Origin of the sequence: Streptomyces tyrfis (assembly GCF_037034285.1) — a bacterium.
Taxonomy (GTDB): domain Bacteria; phylum Actinomycetota; class Actinomycetes; order Streptomycetales; family Streptomycetaceae; genus Streptomyces.
Map to the genome: position 1 here is coordinate 20,196 of NZ_JBAGJZ010000006.1, position 16,575 is coordinate 36,770.

Here is a 16,575-nt window from a genome sequence, read left to right on the forward strand (position 1 = left end):
GTGGCGGGCAATTCGGACGTATTGGCGAAAGTCCGTGATCACAGCGGTGATCAAGCATGTCCGTTTTGCCCGTTACGGCGTCAATAAGGCTCATCAGAAAGCGGATTCAGGGATTCCGAACGTAACTGTGTCGCAACACACGTTTCTTGATGGGAGCCCTGGAGCCCTGATAGCGCTAGTACTCATGTCCCACACCGCTCACATACCCAGCCACCGGAAGCCCCGCCGAAGCACGCCCACGACGGCGCTGCGCGCCGGAGTTGCCGGTGGTGTCCTCAGCACCATCGCGGTCGCTGGCGCTGCCGGGCCGGCCCAGGCCGAGCCGGTGACCCGGACGATCGAGATGCCCACCATCACTGAGGGGCTCTCCACCGCCGTCGCCGCCTCCGCCCAGGCGACGGAGCAGGTCGCCCAGGACCTGCGGACGCAGGCCCAGGAGGACGCCGCCGCGGCCACCGCCGCCAAGGCCGCCAAGAAGGCCAAGGCCGAGGCGGTCCGCAAGGCCGAGGCCAAGAAGAAGGCGGAGGCCGCCGCCAAGGCGAAGGCCGAGGCCGCGCTGCGTGCCTCGCGCACGGAGGCCCGTACGACGCTCGCCGCGTCGACCTCCGGCTCCCCCGCGAGCACCACCACCGCCGCCACGACGTCCGCCTCGTCCTCCTCCTCTTCGTACTCGTCGAGCGCGACCGGCTCCGCCGCGTCCGTCGTCTCCTTCGTGAAGGCCCAGGTCGGCGACGCGTACGTGTCCGGCGGCACCGGCCCCAACTCGTGGGACTGCTCCGGGCTGGTCCAGGCCGCGTTCCGGTCGGTGGGCGTCGACCTGCCGCGCATCTCGCAGGCCCAGTCCACCGCGGGCACCCAGGTCTCCCTGAGCAACCTTCAGCCGGGCGACATCCTGTACTGGGGCGGCGCGGGCAGCGCGTACCACGTCGCGGTGTACGTGGGCGGCGGCCAGTTCGTCGGCGCGCAGAACTCCAGCACCGGTGTGGTGCAGCGTTCGCTCTCCTACGACCCGCCGTCGGGCGCGGTGCGCGTTCTCTGATTCACAAGCGCGCGAAGTCCGCGAAGTCCGCGAAGTCCGCGAAGTCCGCGAAGTCCGCGAAGTCCGCGTAGGGCCGTCGCTCCCCTCCTTGCTCGGGGGCGACGGCCCTTCGCCATGCCCCGCCCGGCCGCCCCGCCCGGCCGCCGCGCTCCAGCCGGCCACCGCGCCCCGGCACCAGCCCGTGCATCACGCTCCGCCCGACCGCCGCTCCCCCTCCTCCAGGCTCCGCGTCACGGAGTCCGCGTTCCCCCTGTCCGTCGACGCCCCGTGCCGTTAAAGTACTCATCCTTTGGCACGAGGGGGGCCACATGGATTCGGATTTCGGCCTGCTGATCCGGATTGCCGTCATCTACATCGCACTTCACGCGTTGTTCTTGATGATCCGCGGGAAATACCACCGATGGCGGTCTCCCGCGCCGTCGATCACGTCGGCACAGGCGAATGCGTGCCAGAAGCAGGCTTTCCAGGAGATCTGCCGCAGAGCGGCCGGGCCGGGCCAGCAGGTCCGCATGGGCGACTACTTCACCGCGCGGGAGTGAAACCGCGGGGATGCCCTGCTCATTCTCGCCGAACCTCTCAAGCACGGGCTGATCAAGCAGCGGGGATGGAGGTTCGGGAATACAGCCCGACCCGCAAGGGCTGGGCAGAATACCGGAAGCATTTCATGTGGACAGGGAGCAGCGAAGCAGTGCATATATCAGCCACTCATGGCGGTTTCCTGGTCGCCAATGTCAACAGCGCTCATGCCGTGGCACAAGGGGGCCGCGGCAAACAAGGCCGACCGCCGCGACGTCTCCAACCGGCAGCTGATCGAGGCTCTCCGCGAGGACGCGCGCGGCGCGGAACCCGACGAGGCCGTACGGGCGCAGGAGTACGCCGACGATCTGGCGGACGCGCTCGGGACGGGGAGTTCCGACAGGGCCGACCGGGTCCTCACCCGGATCAACACGCTTCTCGCAACCGCCCGTTCAGCCTTCTTGCTCACCAGGGAGCTGCTGCCGCCCGGCCCCTGAGAGCTCGCACGCGACCCGTTCACCGCACCGCCGGACCACACAGCGGAACCGCACAGCGGGGCCGCACGTGGGGATCGCATCGCCGGCCCCGCACCGCAGGATCGCACCGCGGGGCCGCACCGCGGGGCCGCACCGCGGGATCGCACGGAACGCGGAGCGTCTCCCTCCCCTCGCGCCCCTCCGGTACGGCGGTGAACCCGCCCCGGTAGGGAAATCCCCACCATGCCCTCGATGCTGGCCCCCCGACGCATTCGGGGGGCCTCTTTACTGCCCTTCGTGATTGCCGACGGCACGATGATTGTATGCAGCCGACGGAAGCTCATTCGTCGAGTCGTGGTCGCGACTCATTCATAGACATCATCCGAGCGCTATGCGTACTGGCCGTGATTTCACAGCACTGGCTCATGCCGGTGCTGTCCTATGAACATGGGCATTTGAGCACCGGAAATGCTCTCGCCAGTCCGGGCTGGTGGATTGTCACCTGGCTGACGCAGGTCATGCCCATGGTGTTCTTCGCCGGCGGAGCCGCTAATTTCTTCTCGTTCCGGTCGGCGAAATCGGTGAGCGAATGGCTCCGAAGCAGAATCGCCCGCCTTCTGGTACCGGTCATACCGTTGGCCGCCGTATGGCTGCTGCTGCCGCACGTGTTGATGAGCGCAGGCGTTCCTCAGCAACCGGTGCAGACCGCGGGCAAAATCGCCGGGCAGCTTCTTTGGTTCCTCGCCGTCTACGTGCTGGTGGTCGCGGTCACGCCGCTGATGTACACCTGGTACCGCCGCTACGGATGGCGCGTGATCGGTGTCCTCGCAGCCTGTTCCCTGGTCGTCGACGTACTGCGCTTCGAGGTCAGCCCCGCGATCGGCTATCTGAACGCCTTGTTCGTCTGGCTGGCCGCCCATCAGTCGGGCTTCCACTACGCCGACGGCGGGCTGCGCACGGGACGCGCGTGGAAAACGTCGGGTCTGGCCGCCGCCGGATTCGGACTCACCGCGGCCGCCGTGTTCTTCGGGCCCTATCCGGCGTCCATGATCGGAATGCCCGGCGCCCCCGTCTCCAACATGAGCCCTCCGACCGCGGTGATGCTGGCGCTGACGGCCGGCCAGCTCGGACTGTGGCTGACGCTCAAGCCCGCGATCACGCGTCTCGCTGAACGGCCGTTCGCCGTCACCGTCCTGCGTTGGTGCGGGTCCCGCTTCATGACGCTGTACCTCTGGCACATGCCGGCGCTCGTGGTCACCGCGGGAATCTCGGTCGTCGGGCTCGGCTTCGCGACGCCGGCGCCCGGCAGCCCGATGTGGTTCGCCGTGGCTCCGGTCTGGGTCGGCGTCGCGGGAAGCTTCCTGATGTGCTTCACCAGGATGTTCGGCCGGTTCGAGGTCCGCCGCGGTTCCGGCGAGGCAGCGCATGCGAGCCTCGGCAAGGTCGTGCTCGCGGCCGTCCTCTCCTCCGGCGGACTCCTCGGACTCGCCGCGCAGGGGTTCATCACCTCCGGGAACTCGCCGGGCCCGGTGCTCTGGGTGCTGCTCGTGCTGGCGGGGCTGCTGATCGTGCGGGACAGGAGCGTTCCGGAATCCGTCCACGGGCGCTGGTCCCGCACGGGGTCCGCTCATGCGAGTGTTCGCCATGAGGACGACGCCAGCGCCCTCACCGCACGGATACCCGGGCCACGTACGCCCTCGACAGGGACCCCCGACGCCCGGACGCCCGCAGCGCAGGCGCCTGCGGCACGGACGCTGACGCTCACGGCGCGGGCGGGGGACAAGGGCCTGGCGCCCTGAGCACACGGTCGCGGCCGCGGCGGCCCCGAGGCCGCACCACCGCCCCGCACCGGGGCGGGTCGCCGAACTTCGCACCACGAAGCCTGCCGGGCCTCGCCGGACGGGGCCAGCAGGTGCACAGTTGCCCCGGGGTAAGCCTGCCCTCAATGCTTCACACGAGTGGGTGGACCAGGCCGTCCGCGTCGCGCAAGACTGTGCGCGATCAGAGGAAGGTGACATGCCACCGAGGGACAACCCCACCGCACGACAGGCGCGTTTGGGCTGCGAGTTGAGGAAGCTGCGCGAGCAGGCCGGCATGACCGCGCGCGAGGCCGCCGGGCTGATCTCCACCGATCAGGCGAAGATCAGTCACATAGAGGCGGGCCGCATCGGCGTCGGCGAGGAACGGATCCGCCGCCTGGCCAGCTTCTACTCATGCGACGACGCCGCGCTGATCGACGCCCTGTGCGCCATATCGAGGGAGCACCGGGGCCAGTTCTGGTGGGACGAATACCGCGGCGTGCTGGCGCCCGGCTTTCTGAACATCGCGGAACTGGAACACCACGCGCGCTACATGCGCTGTCTCCAGCCCGTGATGGCGCCCGGGCTGCTCCAGATCCCGGAGTACGCCCGCGCGCTCTTCGAAGGCATGCTGCCGAAGCTGCCCGAGGATCAGGTGGAGGCGCGGGTCGAGCACCGGATGCGCAGACAGGCCGTACTCGACCGCGAGAATCCGCCAAAGTTCGACGTCGTCCTCCACGAGGCCGGGCTGCGCATGCGGATAGGCGGACGCAAGGTCGCACGCGCCCAGTTGGAACGTCTCCTGGAGGAGACGGACCGTCCCGCCGTGACCGTGCGTGTGATCCCGTTCGCCGGCGAACGGTTCGTCGAGGCCACGCAGACCGTGCTGTACGCGGGCGGAGTGACACCGCAGTTGGACACCGTCCACATCGACGCCCCGTTCGGGGGTGTCTACCTGGATGCCGTGGCCGACCTGAACCGGTACCGCATGCAACTCGACTTCGCGGAACAGGTCAGTCTCGACCCCGAGGAGTCGCGGAGCTTCATTCACCACCTCGCTCGCGACCTGTGATAATCCGCGCCATGGACACCGAGATCAGCTGGCAGAAGTCGTCGTTCTCCGGCGGTGGCGGGGAACAGTGTGTCGAGGTCGCACGGCACGCCGAGGAGATCCTGTTGCGCGAGAGCGACGATCCGCGCGTGGTCACCCGGACGGGCCGCGACGAGTTCGCCGCGTTCGTCCAGGGCATCAAGACGGGCGAGTTCAACCGCTTCGGGCGCTGAGCGCCGCCCCATACGCCGGACCGCTCCGTACGCCAGGCCGCTCCACGCACGCCTGGCCGCTCCGTACGCCAGGCCGCTCCAAGCACGCCTGGCCGCTCCACGCACGCCCCGCCGCTCCACGCCGGACCGCTCCGTATGCCTGGCCGCCCCACACACGCCGACCGCTCCGTACGACGAGCCGCCCGTCGCGTACGGCGGGCCGCCCCGCGCGGGACGAGCCGCCCCGTACGGTCGTACGCGCCGTCGCCACCGGCGAGAGCCCCTGTCCCGCCCGGGCAGGGGCTTTCACGCGTGAGGACAACCATGCTCCAGGGAGGTGGCACCGGCTACCGGCCCGGCACCGCGCGGAGCGGTAATACGCATGGGTTAGGCTCGGCGGGGCGCAGCGAGGGGCCTCGACCGGGATCCGGAACCATGATCCGGTCCCCACAGCATCGGACTCGCCATCAGGCCCGTCCCATCACCCTGAGCAACGGCCCCGGAGAAGCGGAACCGGAAGAAGCTGTTCAGGAATCGGCCTGTCGGGGCCGGGATGTGAGGCCGCCCGTGCGGGACTACTTGCTCATGCTGTTCATCACGGCGGCGGTGACCCATCTTCTGACCGGTCCGGTGCGGAAGTTCGCCATCGCGATCGGCGCGATGCCGGAGATCAGGGCGCGCGACGTCCACCGCGAGCCCACCCCGCGCCTGGGCGGGATCGCCATGTTCGGCGGGCTGCTGACCGGTTATCTGGTGGGCTCCCATCTGCCGCACCTGGAGGAGATCTTCACCCAGAGCTCGACGCCCCGGGCGCTGCTGTCCGGCGCCACGATCATCTGGCTGCTGGGCGTCCTCGACGACAAGTGGGAGCTGGACTCGCTGGTCAAGCTCGGCGGGCAGGTGCTCGCCGCCGGGGTGATGGTGTTCCAGGGGCTGACGATCCTCTGGCTTCCGGTGCCGGGCACCGACGGGTTCTACCTCGCGGACTGGCAGGGCACACTGCTGACCGTGGGGCTGATCCTGGTCACCATCAACGCGGTCAACTTCGTCGACGGGCTCGACGGGCTGTCCGCCGGCACGGTCGGCATCGCGGCGACGGCGTTCTTCCTGTACGCGTACCGGCTCTGGTACGGCTACGGCATCGAGGCGGCCGCCTCCACCACCCTGATCTCCGCGATCCTCGCGGGCATGTGCCTCGGGTTCCTGGTCCACAACTCGCACCCGGCCCGCATCTTCATGGGCGACTCGGGCTCCATGCTGCTCGGGCTGCTGATCGCGGGCTGCGCGGTCTCGGTCACGGGCGAGGTCGACCCGAGCCTTCTCAGCCAGACGGTCGACGGCACGGCCGGGTCGGCCGCGATGGTGCCGGTCTACATTCCGCTGCTGCTGCCGCTGTCCGTGATCGCCCTGCCCATCGCCGACCTGGTGCTCGCGGTCGTCCGGCGCACCTGGAACGGGAAGTCGCCGTTCGCCGCCGACAAGGGCCACCTCCACCACCGGCTGCTCCAGCTCGGTCACTCGCACCGGCGGGCCGTGCTGCTCATGTACTTCTGGTCGGCGCTGTTCTCGTTCGGGATCGTGGCCTTCTCCGCCCGGGGCGCCAAGTCGTGGATCCTGTACGGCGTCACCTGTGTCTGCGCGCTGGGCCTCTTCCTTCTGCTCCAGCCCCGTTACGAGGTCGCCCTCGCCGGGCGGCTGGGCGTGCTCACGCCGCGCTGGTACCGGCGGGGCCGGATGCCCCTGGGCCCGGAGAGCTCCGGCCCGCTCCGGCGCCTGAAGGCGGGCGCCCAGGCCCTGCGCGCCCGCCGGAGCACGGGTTCGCTCGGCTGACCCGGCGGAGGCCGCGGGCGCGGGCGCCGAACCCGCCGAGGCCGCGGACGCGGCGAGGGTGGACAGCAGAGCAAGCCACCGCGCCCGCGTGCACGACGCCGACCGGGGCCTGAAGAGCCTGGTCGGGGCTGGTCGGCCACCCCACGCGCGGCCTCCGCCCGGCCGACCAGCCCCAGGACCACGGCGAGGCCGCCTGGGAAGCGGGCGAGGGGCGGAGTGGCCACCGCCGAAGTCACATGGAAGAAACCGGGGCCGTCACGGACCAGAAATCCGACCTGACGTCAGGAATAGGGGTCTCCTTTCCGGCATAGTTCGGGCCGACTGTCTCCGTCTTCGGCGGAGACACTTTGGAAACGTTCACGCAAGGCGTCGCAACTTCAAAAAACGCTTGCCCCGCACCACCGATAAGCACGCGCACATTGAATTCATCGGGCGTCCTGTAGTACATGGCCGGCATATCCGAGTCGTTCACCGAGAGCCGCTTGTATCCCTGACCATCCCAGTAGCGCTCGATCATCCCCAGGAAACTCCCCCGACGTTCCTCGGAGATGATCGTCATGACCGCTCGGCTTCTTTGTACGTCACATTCACCTTCAGTCGACTGCTCGTGCGTCCAGTGCACCGGTGGCTTGATAGCGGCGAATGTCCCGTCGAGGATTTCATCCGCTCGCACCGCCGCCTCCTGCATGTTCATCCTTACCTCCTGCCCCGTCGAATCGTCTGATGCGCCGCATCCGGCCAGAAGCAGCACCCCAGCCGCCAGAACCACGGTTCCCGAACCCCTCACCGAGGTGCCTCCAAGCTGATCTTTCCTGACTTTCCAGCCACAATCTTGGCAATATTGTCGGCCGAGGCCTGGTCTTTCGCCGGGTTGAAGTAATTCGAATGTGCCGACATCTTTCCGCGGTCTTCCACGATGGTTGCCCCGTCATCCACCATGAACCGCGTGGCCCCGAAATCCTTACTTGCCGGGTCGGTACCGAACCAACGCTCACTGGGGTCGGCTTGTGCGTCCTGGGCCATGTAGCCGCCGATGCCTCCAACGAGGGCCCCGGCACCGCCACCGACAAGCGCTCCTGGCGGGCCGGCCATGCCGGCTCCCAGAACAAATCCGGCCGACCCTCCGCCGACCGCGCCGGAGACCATGCCAGACGCTTCCTCATGGTTCGGAAGTTTGGTGACAATGTCATTGTCTGCTGCGCCTACGAATACGTGCCCCTTGCCCACGTTGAGGTCCTGAGCGTTGCCCGCGCCCGTGCCAGGGCTTCCGACCAGGATGATGTCATCGGCGCCAGGGATTCCGCCTTTCTCCTGAGCCGCGAGCCCGACCGTGAGGGAGCCGTAGGAATGTCCGATGGCGGTGACGTGCGGGGCTCCGCCCTCGTGCGTTGCGGAGATCCCCGCCATGAACGCGTTGTAGTCGGGGGCTCCCGCTTTGGCATCGTTCATGAACATCACGCTTTTACCGCTGGTCAGATCACTCGGTGTCACCTGCGGCGCGTCGTATCCGAGCCATACGATCGACGAGGTTCTGCTGAACTGATCAACCTGATGTGCGCCGCGGGCTGTCTGCAGCGCTCGATTGACCGTTCCGCCGGCGAACTCCGCATCCAGCTTGGTTCCGAGTCCAGGGACGTACGCCGAGACATTGTCTGCCGTGTCGGGGTTGCCGTAAGCAATGATGGCGCGACCGTTGCCCTCGTCACCGATGCCCAGCAAGTACATCGGCGGCTCGCTGCCCTTCTCCAGCTTCTCCTGGATTTTCTTCAGGCCACCCAGCATGTCTCGTGAAGCGTCATCATGCTTCCCGTCGAGTCGCCCGATGAGCATCTGGAGATTCTCGCGGTTCGCCTCATCGCGCACCAACGCCGGGATCCCGTCCAAGTTTCCGATCAGCTCCGGGAAAGCTGCGACGTACTCCTCGCGCTGCTCCTTGCTGAGGTGATCCCACCACTCCTTGCGGTCCGCAGGTGATTTATCGAGAGGAAGGTGCTCCTCCAAGTAGTTGTAGGCAGCTTGGCTTACCGCGGCAGCGTCCGAGGCCACGTCCGCCCACGTCTTGCTGTCGACTGTGAGGCCGGGTGCCGCCCTGAGCTTGTGGAGTGCGGTGCTGTACCGTTCGTCGATTTCACGCGCCTCGCGCAGCGCGTGGGCGACGCGATCGGCGATGTCCTGGGCTTTGGCGCGGTGCGGGTTGGGGCTCTTCAGGGCGGGAGCGTCCGGGCTCAGAGCGGGGTCGTACATACCGTTGGCATCGCGGTACAGGCCCGGGTTCCCAGCGCCGATGAGGCCGTTGTCACCCATCACGGAGCCGCCGGGGATCGTATCGCCGGTCATCTCGTTCCTGCCGCCGGCCGGGTAGTCGATGCTGCCGTTGTCGTTGACGGCGTATCCGAGAGAGGCGGCGTCGTCGAGAGCGTTACGCAGTCGACGCTGCGGGGCGCCGAGCTCGGTGGCGAGTCCGTCGAGGGCGCCTCGGATGAGGCCGGTCTCGGTGTGGATGTAGTGGTAGTTCTCGCTCAGTCGCTTCAACCGCTCGACGGCCGCTCGGGCGGACTCGCTGTTCTGGGTCTTGGTGATCCCGCTGCTCATGTCACCGTCGACGCGTTCGCGAGCGGCATCGGCGAACGCGGAAGCGGCGCGCCAGCCGTCGACGGCGTCGGTCAGCTCCGACAGTTCGAGGTCGCGGAGGCGCTGCCAGGTCAGCCCGGAGACTGCGGCCATGGTCTACTCACCCCTCCTCGTGCCGGGCACGGCAACCGCCTTCGCCGCTTCCCCCACCTCGGCGTCCACTTCGCCGAGGTCCACAGCCACCTGCCGCAGCTTCGGCTCCAGCGAACCGCACTCCTCACGGACGCGACCGAGGCGTGTCTCCCACGACGCGAGGACAGACGTGAGAGCGCCGAGGCTGGACAGCCCGGCCAGACCGCCCCCGGTGCCGTCGTGCGTTCTGCGCAGGTCGGTCTTCGCGCTGATCGTGCTGGTCTGGAGTTCATCCGCGGTGCCGGCGGCCTTCGTCCACGGGCCGCCCCGGTGCTTGAGCGTGCCGATGCCGCCGCCACCGCCGGGCGGATCGGCGTGACCGCCTTCTCCCTGAAGGCCGTTGATCCGCATATCGGCGGTATGCCGCTCGGCGGCCTGTGCCTTGAGTTGTTCCCACTCGTCCCACGCCATGCGCGCGTCCTCCCCGTGACCCGGGCGTCGCCCAGGTGGGCGTGCCGGTTACGCCTGTTGCGCTCGCCGGGGCCGCCGATGCGGACGTCAGAGCGCGGTTGCGCTGCGTCGCGTCGGCGTGATCGCCCGGACCGGCTCTCGGCGCCCATGCCTGCCGGTCCGGCATCGGGCCCGGCTCGTCGGCCGCTCGGGAACGTGCCCTCCCTCGATGCGCCCTGCGGGCGCCCGGCCGACTACCGGGACAGTAGTGGCGGGGCCACGCCAGGCGGCTGAGTACAGATACTCAAACCACGTCCGGGTGGAGAAACTGGCGTGAAAGCGGCGTTTGGCGCAATCAAAGGGTTCGGGAGCCCGGCGACAAGGGGCCGCTCCATGCGTATGCCTACGGAGCGACGGCTGTTCTCCGTAGGCATACGGGTGTCCGAGAGGCGGTCCCGTGGTCCCCGCCCGGCGGGGGGGAGAGACGGCCGCCTTGGTGGGTCAGGCCTTCGGGGCCACCTTGGACAGGCCGTTGATGATCCGGTCCATGGCGTCGCCGCCCGTGGGGTCGGTCAGGTTGGCGAGCATCTTGAGCGTGAACTTCATCAGCAGCGGGTGCGTCAGGCCGCGCTGGGTCGCGATCTTCATCACCTTCGGGTTGCCGATCAGCTTCACGAAGGCGCGGCCCAGCGTGTAGTAGCCGCCGTAGGTCTCCTTGAGCACCTTCGGGTAGTTGGCGAGGGCCAGTTCGCGCTGGGCCGGGGTGACGCGGGCGTGGGCCTGGACGATGACGTCCGCGGCGATCTGGCCCGACTCCATGGCGTACGCGATGCCCTCGCCGTTGAACGGGTTGACCATGCCGCCCGCGTCCCCGACGAGCAGCAGGCCCCGGGTGTAGTGCGGCTGGCGGTTGAACGCCATCGGCAGGGCGGCGCCGCGGATCGGCGTCGTCATGTTCTCCGGGGTGAAGCCCCAGTCCTCCGGCATGGAGGCGCACCAGGCCTTGAGGATCTCGCGCCAGTCCAGCTCCTTGAACGCGGAGGAGGAGTTGAGGATGCCGAGGCCGACGTTGGACGTGCCGTCGCCCATGCCGAAGATCCAGCCGTAGCCGGGCAGCAGCCGGTCCTCGGGGCCGCGCCGGTCCCACAGCTCCAGCCAGGACTCCAGGTAGTCGTCGTCGTGGCGGGGCGAGGTGAAGTACGTGCGCACGGCCACGCCCATCGGGCGGTCCTCGCGGCGGTGCAGGCCCATGGCGAGCGACAGCCGGGAGGAGTTGCCGTCGGCGGCGACGACCAGCGGGGCGTGGAAGGTGACGGGGGTCTTCTCCTCGCCGAGCTTCGCGTGGACGCCGGTGATGCGGCCGGTGCGGTCGTCGACGATCGGCGCGCCGACGTTGCAGCGCTCGTACAGCCGGGCGCCCGCCTTCTGCGCCTGCTGGGCCAGCTGCTCGTCGAAGTCGTCGCGCTTGCGGACCAGTCCGTAGTTCGGATACGAGGCCAGCTCCGGCCAGTCGAGCTGGAGGCGGACGCCGCCGCCGATGATGCGCAGGCCCTTGTTGCGCAGCCAGCCGGCCTCTTCGGAGATGTCGACGCCCATGGCGGCGAGCTGCTTGACGGCGCGCGGGGTGAGGCCGTCGCCGCACACCTTCTCGCGCGGGAAGGCCGTCTTCTCCAGCAGCAGGACGTCCAGTCCGGACTTGGCGAGGTGGTACGCGGTGGTGGAGCCGGCCGGGCCCGCCCCGACGACGATCACGTCCGCGTTGTGCTCGGAGAGGGGCTCGGTCACGGTCGGATCTCCCGGAGGCTCGAAATCGCGTGCCGTGCGGCACCTGGTCCGTTCAGTCTATGGGGGTCCGCCGCCCGGCCTTCTGAAGGGCTCCCTCGATGTCCGCTCCCCGCATACACCTGCGCGTCCCCACGGATGAGGACGCGTTCGCCTGGCACCGCGCGTTCGACGACCCCGAGGTGATGGAGTTCTTCGGCGGCACGCCGGCGGAGCTCTCCGTCTACGAGGAGCTGACCGCCAGACAGCGCAGGCACGACGCCGAGCTGGGCCACTGCCTGTGGACGGTGGTGGATGAGGACGGAGAGGTCGTCGGCTTCACCGGGGCCCAGCCCTGGCCGCACACCGCGTTCGGCCCGGTGGGCGAGATCGAGATCGGCTGGCGGCTGGCCCGGCCGGCCTGGGGCCGGGGCTATGCCACCGCCGCCGCGCGTCTCACCCTGGAGCGGTTGCGCGCGGCCGGGGTGGCGCGCGTGGTCGCGGTGATCGACGCGCAGAACGCGCGGTCGATCGCCGTGGCCCGGCGGCTCGGCATGGAACGGGCGGAGGGCATCACGACCCCGCGCTCGGGCCGCCGGGGGTTCTGTTTCCGGCTGGAACTGGGCCGTTGACCCCCGGCGCGGGCCGGGCCTGGTGAGGGGCCCGGCCCCGTGAAGGGCCGGACCTCGTGAGGGGCCCGGCCCGCGTGGTCGTCCGGGGCCCGGCCCCGTAGGCCCGGTGCGGGGCCCGGCCCGGAGGCGCGGGGCGGCTACGCGCGTACGCCCCGGTGCAGGGCCACCACGCCGCCCGTGAGGTTGCGCCAGGCGACCCGCGACCAGCCGGCCCGCTGGAGCTTCGCCGCGAGTCCCGCCTGGTCGGGCCAGTCGCGGATGGACTCGGCGAGGTACACGTACGCGTCCGGGTTGGACGACACCGCGCGCGCGACCGGCGGCAGCGCCCGCATCAGGTACTCGGTGTACACGGTGCGGAACGGCGCCCAGGTCGGCTGCGAGAACTCGCAGATCACCACCCGGCCGCCCGGCTTCGTCACCCGGTACAGCTCGCGCAGCGCCGCGTCCGTGTCCTGGACGTTGCGCAGTCCGAAGGAGATCGTCACGGCGTCGAAGCTCTCGTCGCGGAACGGCAGCTTCGTGGCGTCGCCCGCGGTGAACGGCAGCCAGGAGTTGCGCTTCTTGCCCTCCTGCAGCATGCCGAAGGAGAAGTCGCACGGCACCACGTACGCGCCGGTCGCGGCGAACGGCAGCGAGGACGTCGCCGTGCCCGCCGCCAGGTCGAGGACCTTCTCCGCGGGCCGGGCGTGCACCGTCTTCGCGACCTCCTTGCGCCACAGCCGGTCCTGGCCGAGCGACAGCACGTCGTTGGTGAGGTCGTAGTTCGCCGCCACTCGGTCGAACATCGTGGCGACTTCGTGCGGCTTTTTGTCCAGGGATGCTCGGGTCACCCGCCCATTCAAGCAGCCCGGTCCGCGGTGCCTCGCCCCGGTCGCGGGTCGTGTCCGGACGGACTGAACCGATCGGCCCCGCCGACGGTCATACGGGCAGGGGAAACAGGGAGTGACCACGAGCAGGGGGAACGAGGATGTCCGCACAGGGTGCGCGCCGGCCCGGGAGGCCGGAGCGGTCGGAGCGGTCCGGCCGTCCGGACCTGCCGGGACCGGCGGGAAGACGCCGGAAGAGGCTGATCGTCGCGGTCGCCGTCCCCGCCGTGTTGCTCTGTGCCGTCGCCGCGGTCGGCATACGTTGGGTAACCGACGGTGACGGGAAGGGCAACTCGCCTTCGGGTTCCGGGAGTTCGCGGGGAACCGGCACGTTCACCGTCGCCCGCGCGGCCGCCGTCGACACCGGTGGCCGGTCCGGCGAGGCGACCCGCGCCCCGGCCGACGACGGGCACGGCACCGGGGACCGGGCAGCGGGCGCGACGGGCGGCGGGGCAGGCGGCAGCGCGAGCAACGGCTACCGGGTCGAGGTGGAGGACGGCACGGGCGTCGACCCCGACGAAGCCGCCGCCGAGATCGCGCGGGTCCTGGCCGATCCGCGCGGCTGGTCGCACCACGGCGAGCACACCTTCCACCAGGTCGCCGACGCCCCGGCGGGGCTGGTCATCCGCATCGCGACGCCCGGGACCACGGACGCCGTCTGCGCGAAGAGCGGCCTCGACACCCACGGCGAGGTCAACTGCCGGGTCGGCGCCGACGTCATGGTCAACCTCAAGCGCTGGCAGCAGGGCTCGCCCGAGTTCCACGGCCCGCTCGCCGACTACCGGGCCCTCATCGTCAACCACGAGGTCGGCCACTGGCTGGGCCACGGCCATGAGACCTGCCCGGGCAGGGGCCGCCCGGCTCCCGCGATGATGCAGCAGATCGACGGGCTGGAGGGGTGCGTCTCCAACGCCTGGCCGTACGACGCGAAGGGACGCTACCTGGACGGCCCGCCGGTGCCGTGACGCGCGGACGCCACAGGTGGCACGGACGTCGCGGGTGGCGTGGGCGGCGTGGGCGCCGCCGGTGCCGTGACGCGCGCGGAAGCCGTCGGCGCCGTGGCGTGCGGACGGGGTCGGCGCCCCGTCGCGCGCACGGGGTCGAGGGCGGATCGGTCCCACCGGTTTCCTCCCCCGCGACGGGGCGCGCCGGTTCCTTCTTCCCCTCGGCGGGACTGCCGGTTCTTTCTTCCCCTCGGCGGGACGCGTCGGTTCTTTCTTCCCCGCGACGGGGCGCGCCGGTTCCCCCGCGACGGGATCGCGCCCGTTACCCCCGGCGGAAGAGCAGCCGCCCGCCCAGCACCGTGGCCGTGCAGCTCCCGGCGCCCGCGGCGGCCAGCCCCGCCAGGTCCGGTACGGCGAACACCGCCAGGTCGGCGGGACCGCCGACGGTCAGGGGCGTCGCGAACGCCTCGGTCGGATCCGCCGCCGACGCCAGCGGGTCGAGGCCGGTCGGCTCCGGCACGGAGGACAACGGGTCGGCGGAGACGGTTTCCGCCGGGCGGCCCGGGGCGTGGACGCGCAGCCCGGAGCGGGCGACCGCCATGCGTACGGCGGGATGGGCGAAGGGGCCCCGGACGGTGGTGGTGCCGTGCCGCAGCATCCGCTGGAGCCCGCGCCGTGCGCTCGCGCCCCGGCGCGTGTCGTCCAGGTCCAGCGCGGTGAGCGCGGCGCCGGTGATCGGTTCGGTGCCCAGCTCGTCGGCCTCGCGCGGGTCCGGGTGGTACGCGGCCTCCAGCAGGGCCGGCGCCCCCGGGTTCAGCAGGCCCGGGGTGATCAGCCCGGACCAGCGGCGCACCCGGGCCCCGGGGCGGGCGGCGACCACTTCCTCGTACGGCCCGATCGCGACGATCACGGCCCCGTCCACGGCCACGGAGTCCGCCCCGGCCGGGATACCGGTCCCCGACTCCGCGCGGGCCGGAACGCCGGGTCCGCAGTCCGCGCCGGCCGGGCCGCCGGGCCCAACGCCGTACACCGCGTCGGCGGTGTGCACCGTCAGCATGCCGGTCCCCGGTCTCAGTCGGTGTTCAGGAGCGTCAGCTCGGGGTGCGCCGTGCCCCCCTCGATCGCGGTGGACGAGATGTGCGAGACGACGCGGTCGTCGACCGGGTCGTTCGCCGGGTCGTCGTGGACCACGAGGTGCTCGTACGTGGTGGCGCGCTGTGCGGGCACCCGGCCCGCCTTGCGGATCAGGTCGATGAGCTCCAGACGGTTGGAGCGGTGCCTGGCGCCGGCCGAGGAGACGACGTTCTCCTCCAGCATGACCGAGCCGAGGTCGTCGGCGCCGTAGTGCAGCGACAGCTGGCCGACCTCCTTGCCGGTGGTCAGCCAGGAGCCCTGGATGTGCGCGACGTTGTCGAGGAAGATCCGGGCGATGGCGATCATCCGCAGGTACTCGAAGAGCGTCGCCTGGGTCCGGCCCTTCAGGTGGTTGTTCTCCGGCTGGTAGGTGTACGGGATGAAGGCGCGGAAGCCGCCCGTACGGTCCTGCACGTCGCGGATCATCCGCAGGTGCTCGATGCGCTCGGCGTTGGTCTCGCCGGTGCCCATCAGCATGGTGGAGGTGGACTCGACGCCGAGGCCGTGCGCGATCTCCATGATCTCCAGCCAGCGCTCGCCGGACTCCTTGAGCGGGGCGATCGCCTTGCGCGGGCGGGCGGGGAGCAGTTCGGCGCCCGCGCCCGCGAAGGAGTCGAGCCCGGCGGCGTGGATCCGCCCGATGGCCTCCTCGACGGACACCCCTGAGATCCGGGCCATGTGCTCGACCTCGGAGGCGCCCAGCGAGTGGATGACCAGCTGCGGGAACTCCTGCTTGATCGCGGAGAAGTGCTTCTCGTAGTACTCGACGCCGTAGTCCGGGTGGTGGCCGCCCTGGAACATGATCTGGGTGCCGCCCAGTTCGACGGTCTCGGCGCAGCGTCGCAGGATGTCGTCGAGGTCGCGGGTCCAGCCCTTGGCGGTGTCCTTGGGCGCGGCGTAGAACGCGCAGAACCGGCAGGCCGTGACGCACACGTTGGTGTAGTTGATGTTGCGCTCGATGATGTACGTCGCGATGTGCTCCGTACCGGCGTAACGGCGGCGGCGCACCGCGTCGGCGGCGGCGCCCAGCGCGTGCAGCGGCGCCGACCGGTAGAGATCGAGGGCCTCCTCCGGGGTGATCCGGCCGCCCTCGGCGGCGCGGTCGAGGATGGGCTGGAGAGCGGCCTTCTCGGTCACCGGGCTGTCACCTTTCGGCGGTATT

The 16,575-nt window shown here is 70.2% G+C and carries 17 protein-coding genes; 9 read left to right on the plus strand and 8 right to left on the minus strand.

From position 1 onward, the window contains the following. Positions 1-184 precede the first annotated feature (184 nt). On the plus strand, positions 185-1,039 hold the full coding sequence (locus tag WA762_RS06330; protein WP_335933637.1) for a C40 family peptidase: 855 nt from the start codon (positions 185-187) through the stop codon (positions 1,037-1,039). Position 1,040: 1 nt separating this feature from the next. Here the strand turns inward: WA762_RS06330 and WA762_RS06335 are convergent, their stop codons facing one another. Beyond that, entirely contained in the window at positions 1,041-1,226 is a 186-nt protein-coding gene (locus WA762_RS06335; protein ID WP_335933638.1) for a hypothetical protein, read from the minus strand. Positions 1,227-1,347: 121 nt separating this feature from the next. Between WA762_RS06335 and WA762_RS06340 the strand changes: the two genes are divergently transcribed. The 6 genes from WA762_RS06340 to WA762_RS06365 all read left to right on the plus strand — a co-directional run bounded on the left by WA762_RS06340 (position 1,348) and on the right by WA762_RS06365 (position 6,923). Beyond that, positions 1,348-1,578, plus strand: a complete 231-nt coding sequence (locus tag WA762_RS06340; RefSeq protein ID WP_335933639.1) for a hypothetical protein — start codon at positions 1,348-1,350, stop codon at positions 1,576-1,578. Positions 1,579-1,767: 189 nt separating this feature from the next. Then, entirely contained in the window at positions 1,768-2,052 is a 285-nt protein-coding gene (locus WA762_RS06345) for a hypothetical protein (RefSeq protein ID WP_335933640.1), read from the plus strand. Positions 2,053-2,354: 302 nt separating this feature from the next. Continuing rightward, on the plus strand, positions 2,355-3,830 hold the full coding sequence (locus tag WA762_RS06350; RefSeq protein WP_335933641.1) for an acyltransferase family protein: 1,476 nt from the start codon (positions 2,355-2,357) through the stop codon (positions 3,828-3,830). Positions 3,831-4,047: 217 nt separating this feature from the next. Further along, positions 4,048-4,902 (plus strand): helix-turn-helix domain-containing protein, encoded by an 855-nt coding sequence (locus WA762_RS06355; RefSeq protein WP_335933642.1) that lies wholly within the window; start codon positions 4,048-4,050, stop codon positions 4,900-4,902. Positions 4,903-4,913: 11 nt separating this feature from the next. Beyond that, positions 4,914-5,114, plus strand: coding sequence for a DUF397 domain-containing protein (locus WA762_RS06360; RefSeq protein WP_335933643.1), 201 nt, complete (start codon positions 4,914-4,916; stop codon positions 5,112-5,114). A gap of 546 nt (positions 5,115-5,660) precedes the next feature. Next, positions 5,661-6,923, plus strand: a complete 1,263-nt coding sequence (locus WA762_RS06365) for an MraY family glycosyltransferase (protein ID WP_335933644.1) — start codon at positions 5,661-5,663, stop codon at positions 6,921-6,923. A gap of 232 nt (positions 6,924-7,155) precedes the next feature. Here the strand turns inward: WA762_RS06365 and WA762_RS06370 are convergent, their stop codons facing one another. The 4 genes from WA762_RS06370 to WA762_RS06385 form a co-directional block, all read right to left on the minus strand. After that, on the minus strand, positions 7,156-7,617 hold the full coding sequence (locus WA762_RS06370) for a hypothetical protein (RefSeq protein WP_335933645.1): 462 nt from the start codon (positions 7,615-7,617) through the stop codon (positions 7,156-7,158). A gap of 89 nt (positions 7,618-7,706) precedes the next feature. Continuing rightward, positions 7,707-9,647, minus strand: a complete 1,941-nt coding sequence (locus tag WA762_RS06375; protein ID WP_335933646.1) for an alpha/beta hydrolase — start codon at positions 9,645-9,647, stop codon at positions 7,707-7,709. A gap of 3 nt (positions 9,648-9,650) precedes the next feature. Continuing rightward, entirely contained in the window at positions 9,651-10,097 is a 447-nt protein-coding gene (locus tag WA762_RS06380; RefSeq protein WP_335933647.1) for an amino acid ABC transporter permease, read from the minus strand. 480 nt (positions 10,098-10,577) lie between these two features. Continuing rightward, positions 10,578-11,861 carry a geranylgeranyl reductase family protein gene (locus WA762_RS06385; RefSeq protein ID WP_335933648.1) on the minus strand — a complete coding sequence of 428 codons (1,284 nt, stop codon included), beginning with the start codon at positions 11,859-11,861 and terminating at the stop codon, positions 10,578-10,580. A gap of 98 nt (positions 11,862-11,959) precedes the next feature. On the opposite strand from WA762_RS06385, the gene WA762_RS06390 reads away from it, so the two are divergent. Beyond that, positions 11,960-12,469: a GNAT family N-acetyltransferase gene (locus WA762_RS06390; RefSeq protein ID WP_335933650.1), complete on the plus strand. Its 510-nt coding sequence runs from the start codon at positions 11,960-11,962 to the stop codon at positions 12,467-12,469. 137 nt (positions 12,470-12,606) lie between these two features. Here WA762_RS06390 and WA762_RS06395 read toward each other — a convergent pair whose 3' ends face one another. After that, on the minus strand, positions 12,607-13,299 hold the full coding sequence (locus WA762_RS06395) for a demethylmenaquinone methyltransferase (RefSeq protein WP_335933651.1): 693 nt from the start codon (positions 13,297-13,299) through the stop codon (positions 12,607-12,609). A 137-nt stretch (positions 13,300-13,436) separates the two neighbouring features. Between WA762_RS06395 and WA762_RS06400 the strand changes: the two genes are divergently transcribed. Further along, positions 13,437-14,300: a DUF3152 domain-containing protein gene (locus WA762_RS06400; RefSeq protein ID WP_335933652.1), complete on the plus strand. Its 864-nt coding sequence runs from the start codon at positions 13,437-13,439 to the stop codon at positions 14,298-14,300. A 301-nt stretch (positions 14,301-14,601) separates the two neighbouring features. On the opposite strand, the gene WA762_RS06405 is transcribed toward WA762_RS06400, so the two are convergent. Both WA762_RS06405 and mqnC read right to left on the minus strand, forming a co-directional pair. Further along, positions 14,602-15,336, minus strand: coding sequence for a hypothetical protein (locus tag WA762_RS06405; protein WP_335933653.1), 735 nt, complete (start codon positions 15,334-15,336; stop codon positions 14,602-14,604). 14 nt (positions 15,337-15,350) lie between these two features. Next, positions 15,351-16,550 (minus strand): cyclic dehypoxanthinyl futalosine synthase, encoded by a 1,200-nt coding sequence (mqnC, locus tag WA762_RS06410; RefSeq protein ID WP_335933654.1) that lies wholly within the window; start codon positions 16,548-16,550, stop codon positions 15,351-15,353. Between the last annotated feature and the right edge of the window lie 25 nt (positions 16,551-16,575).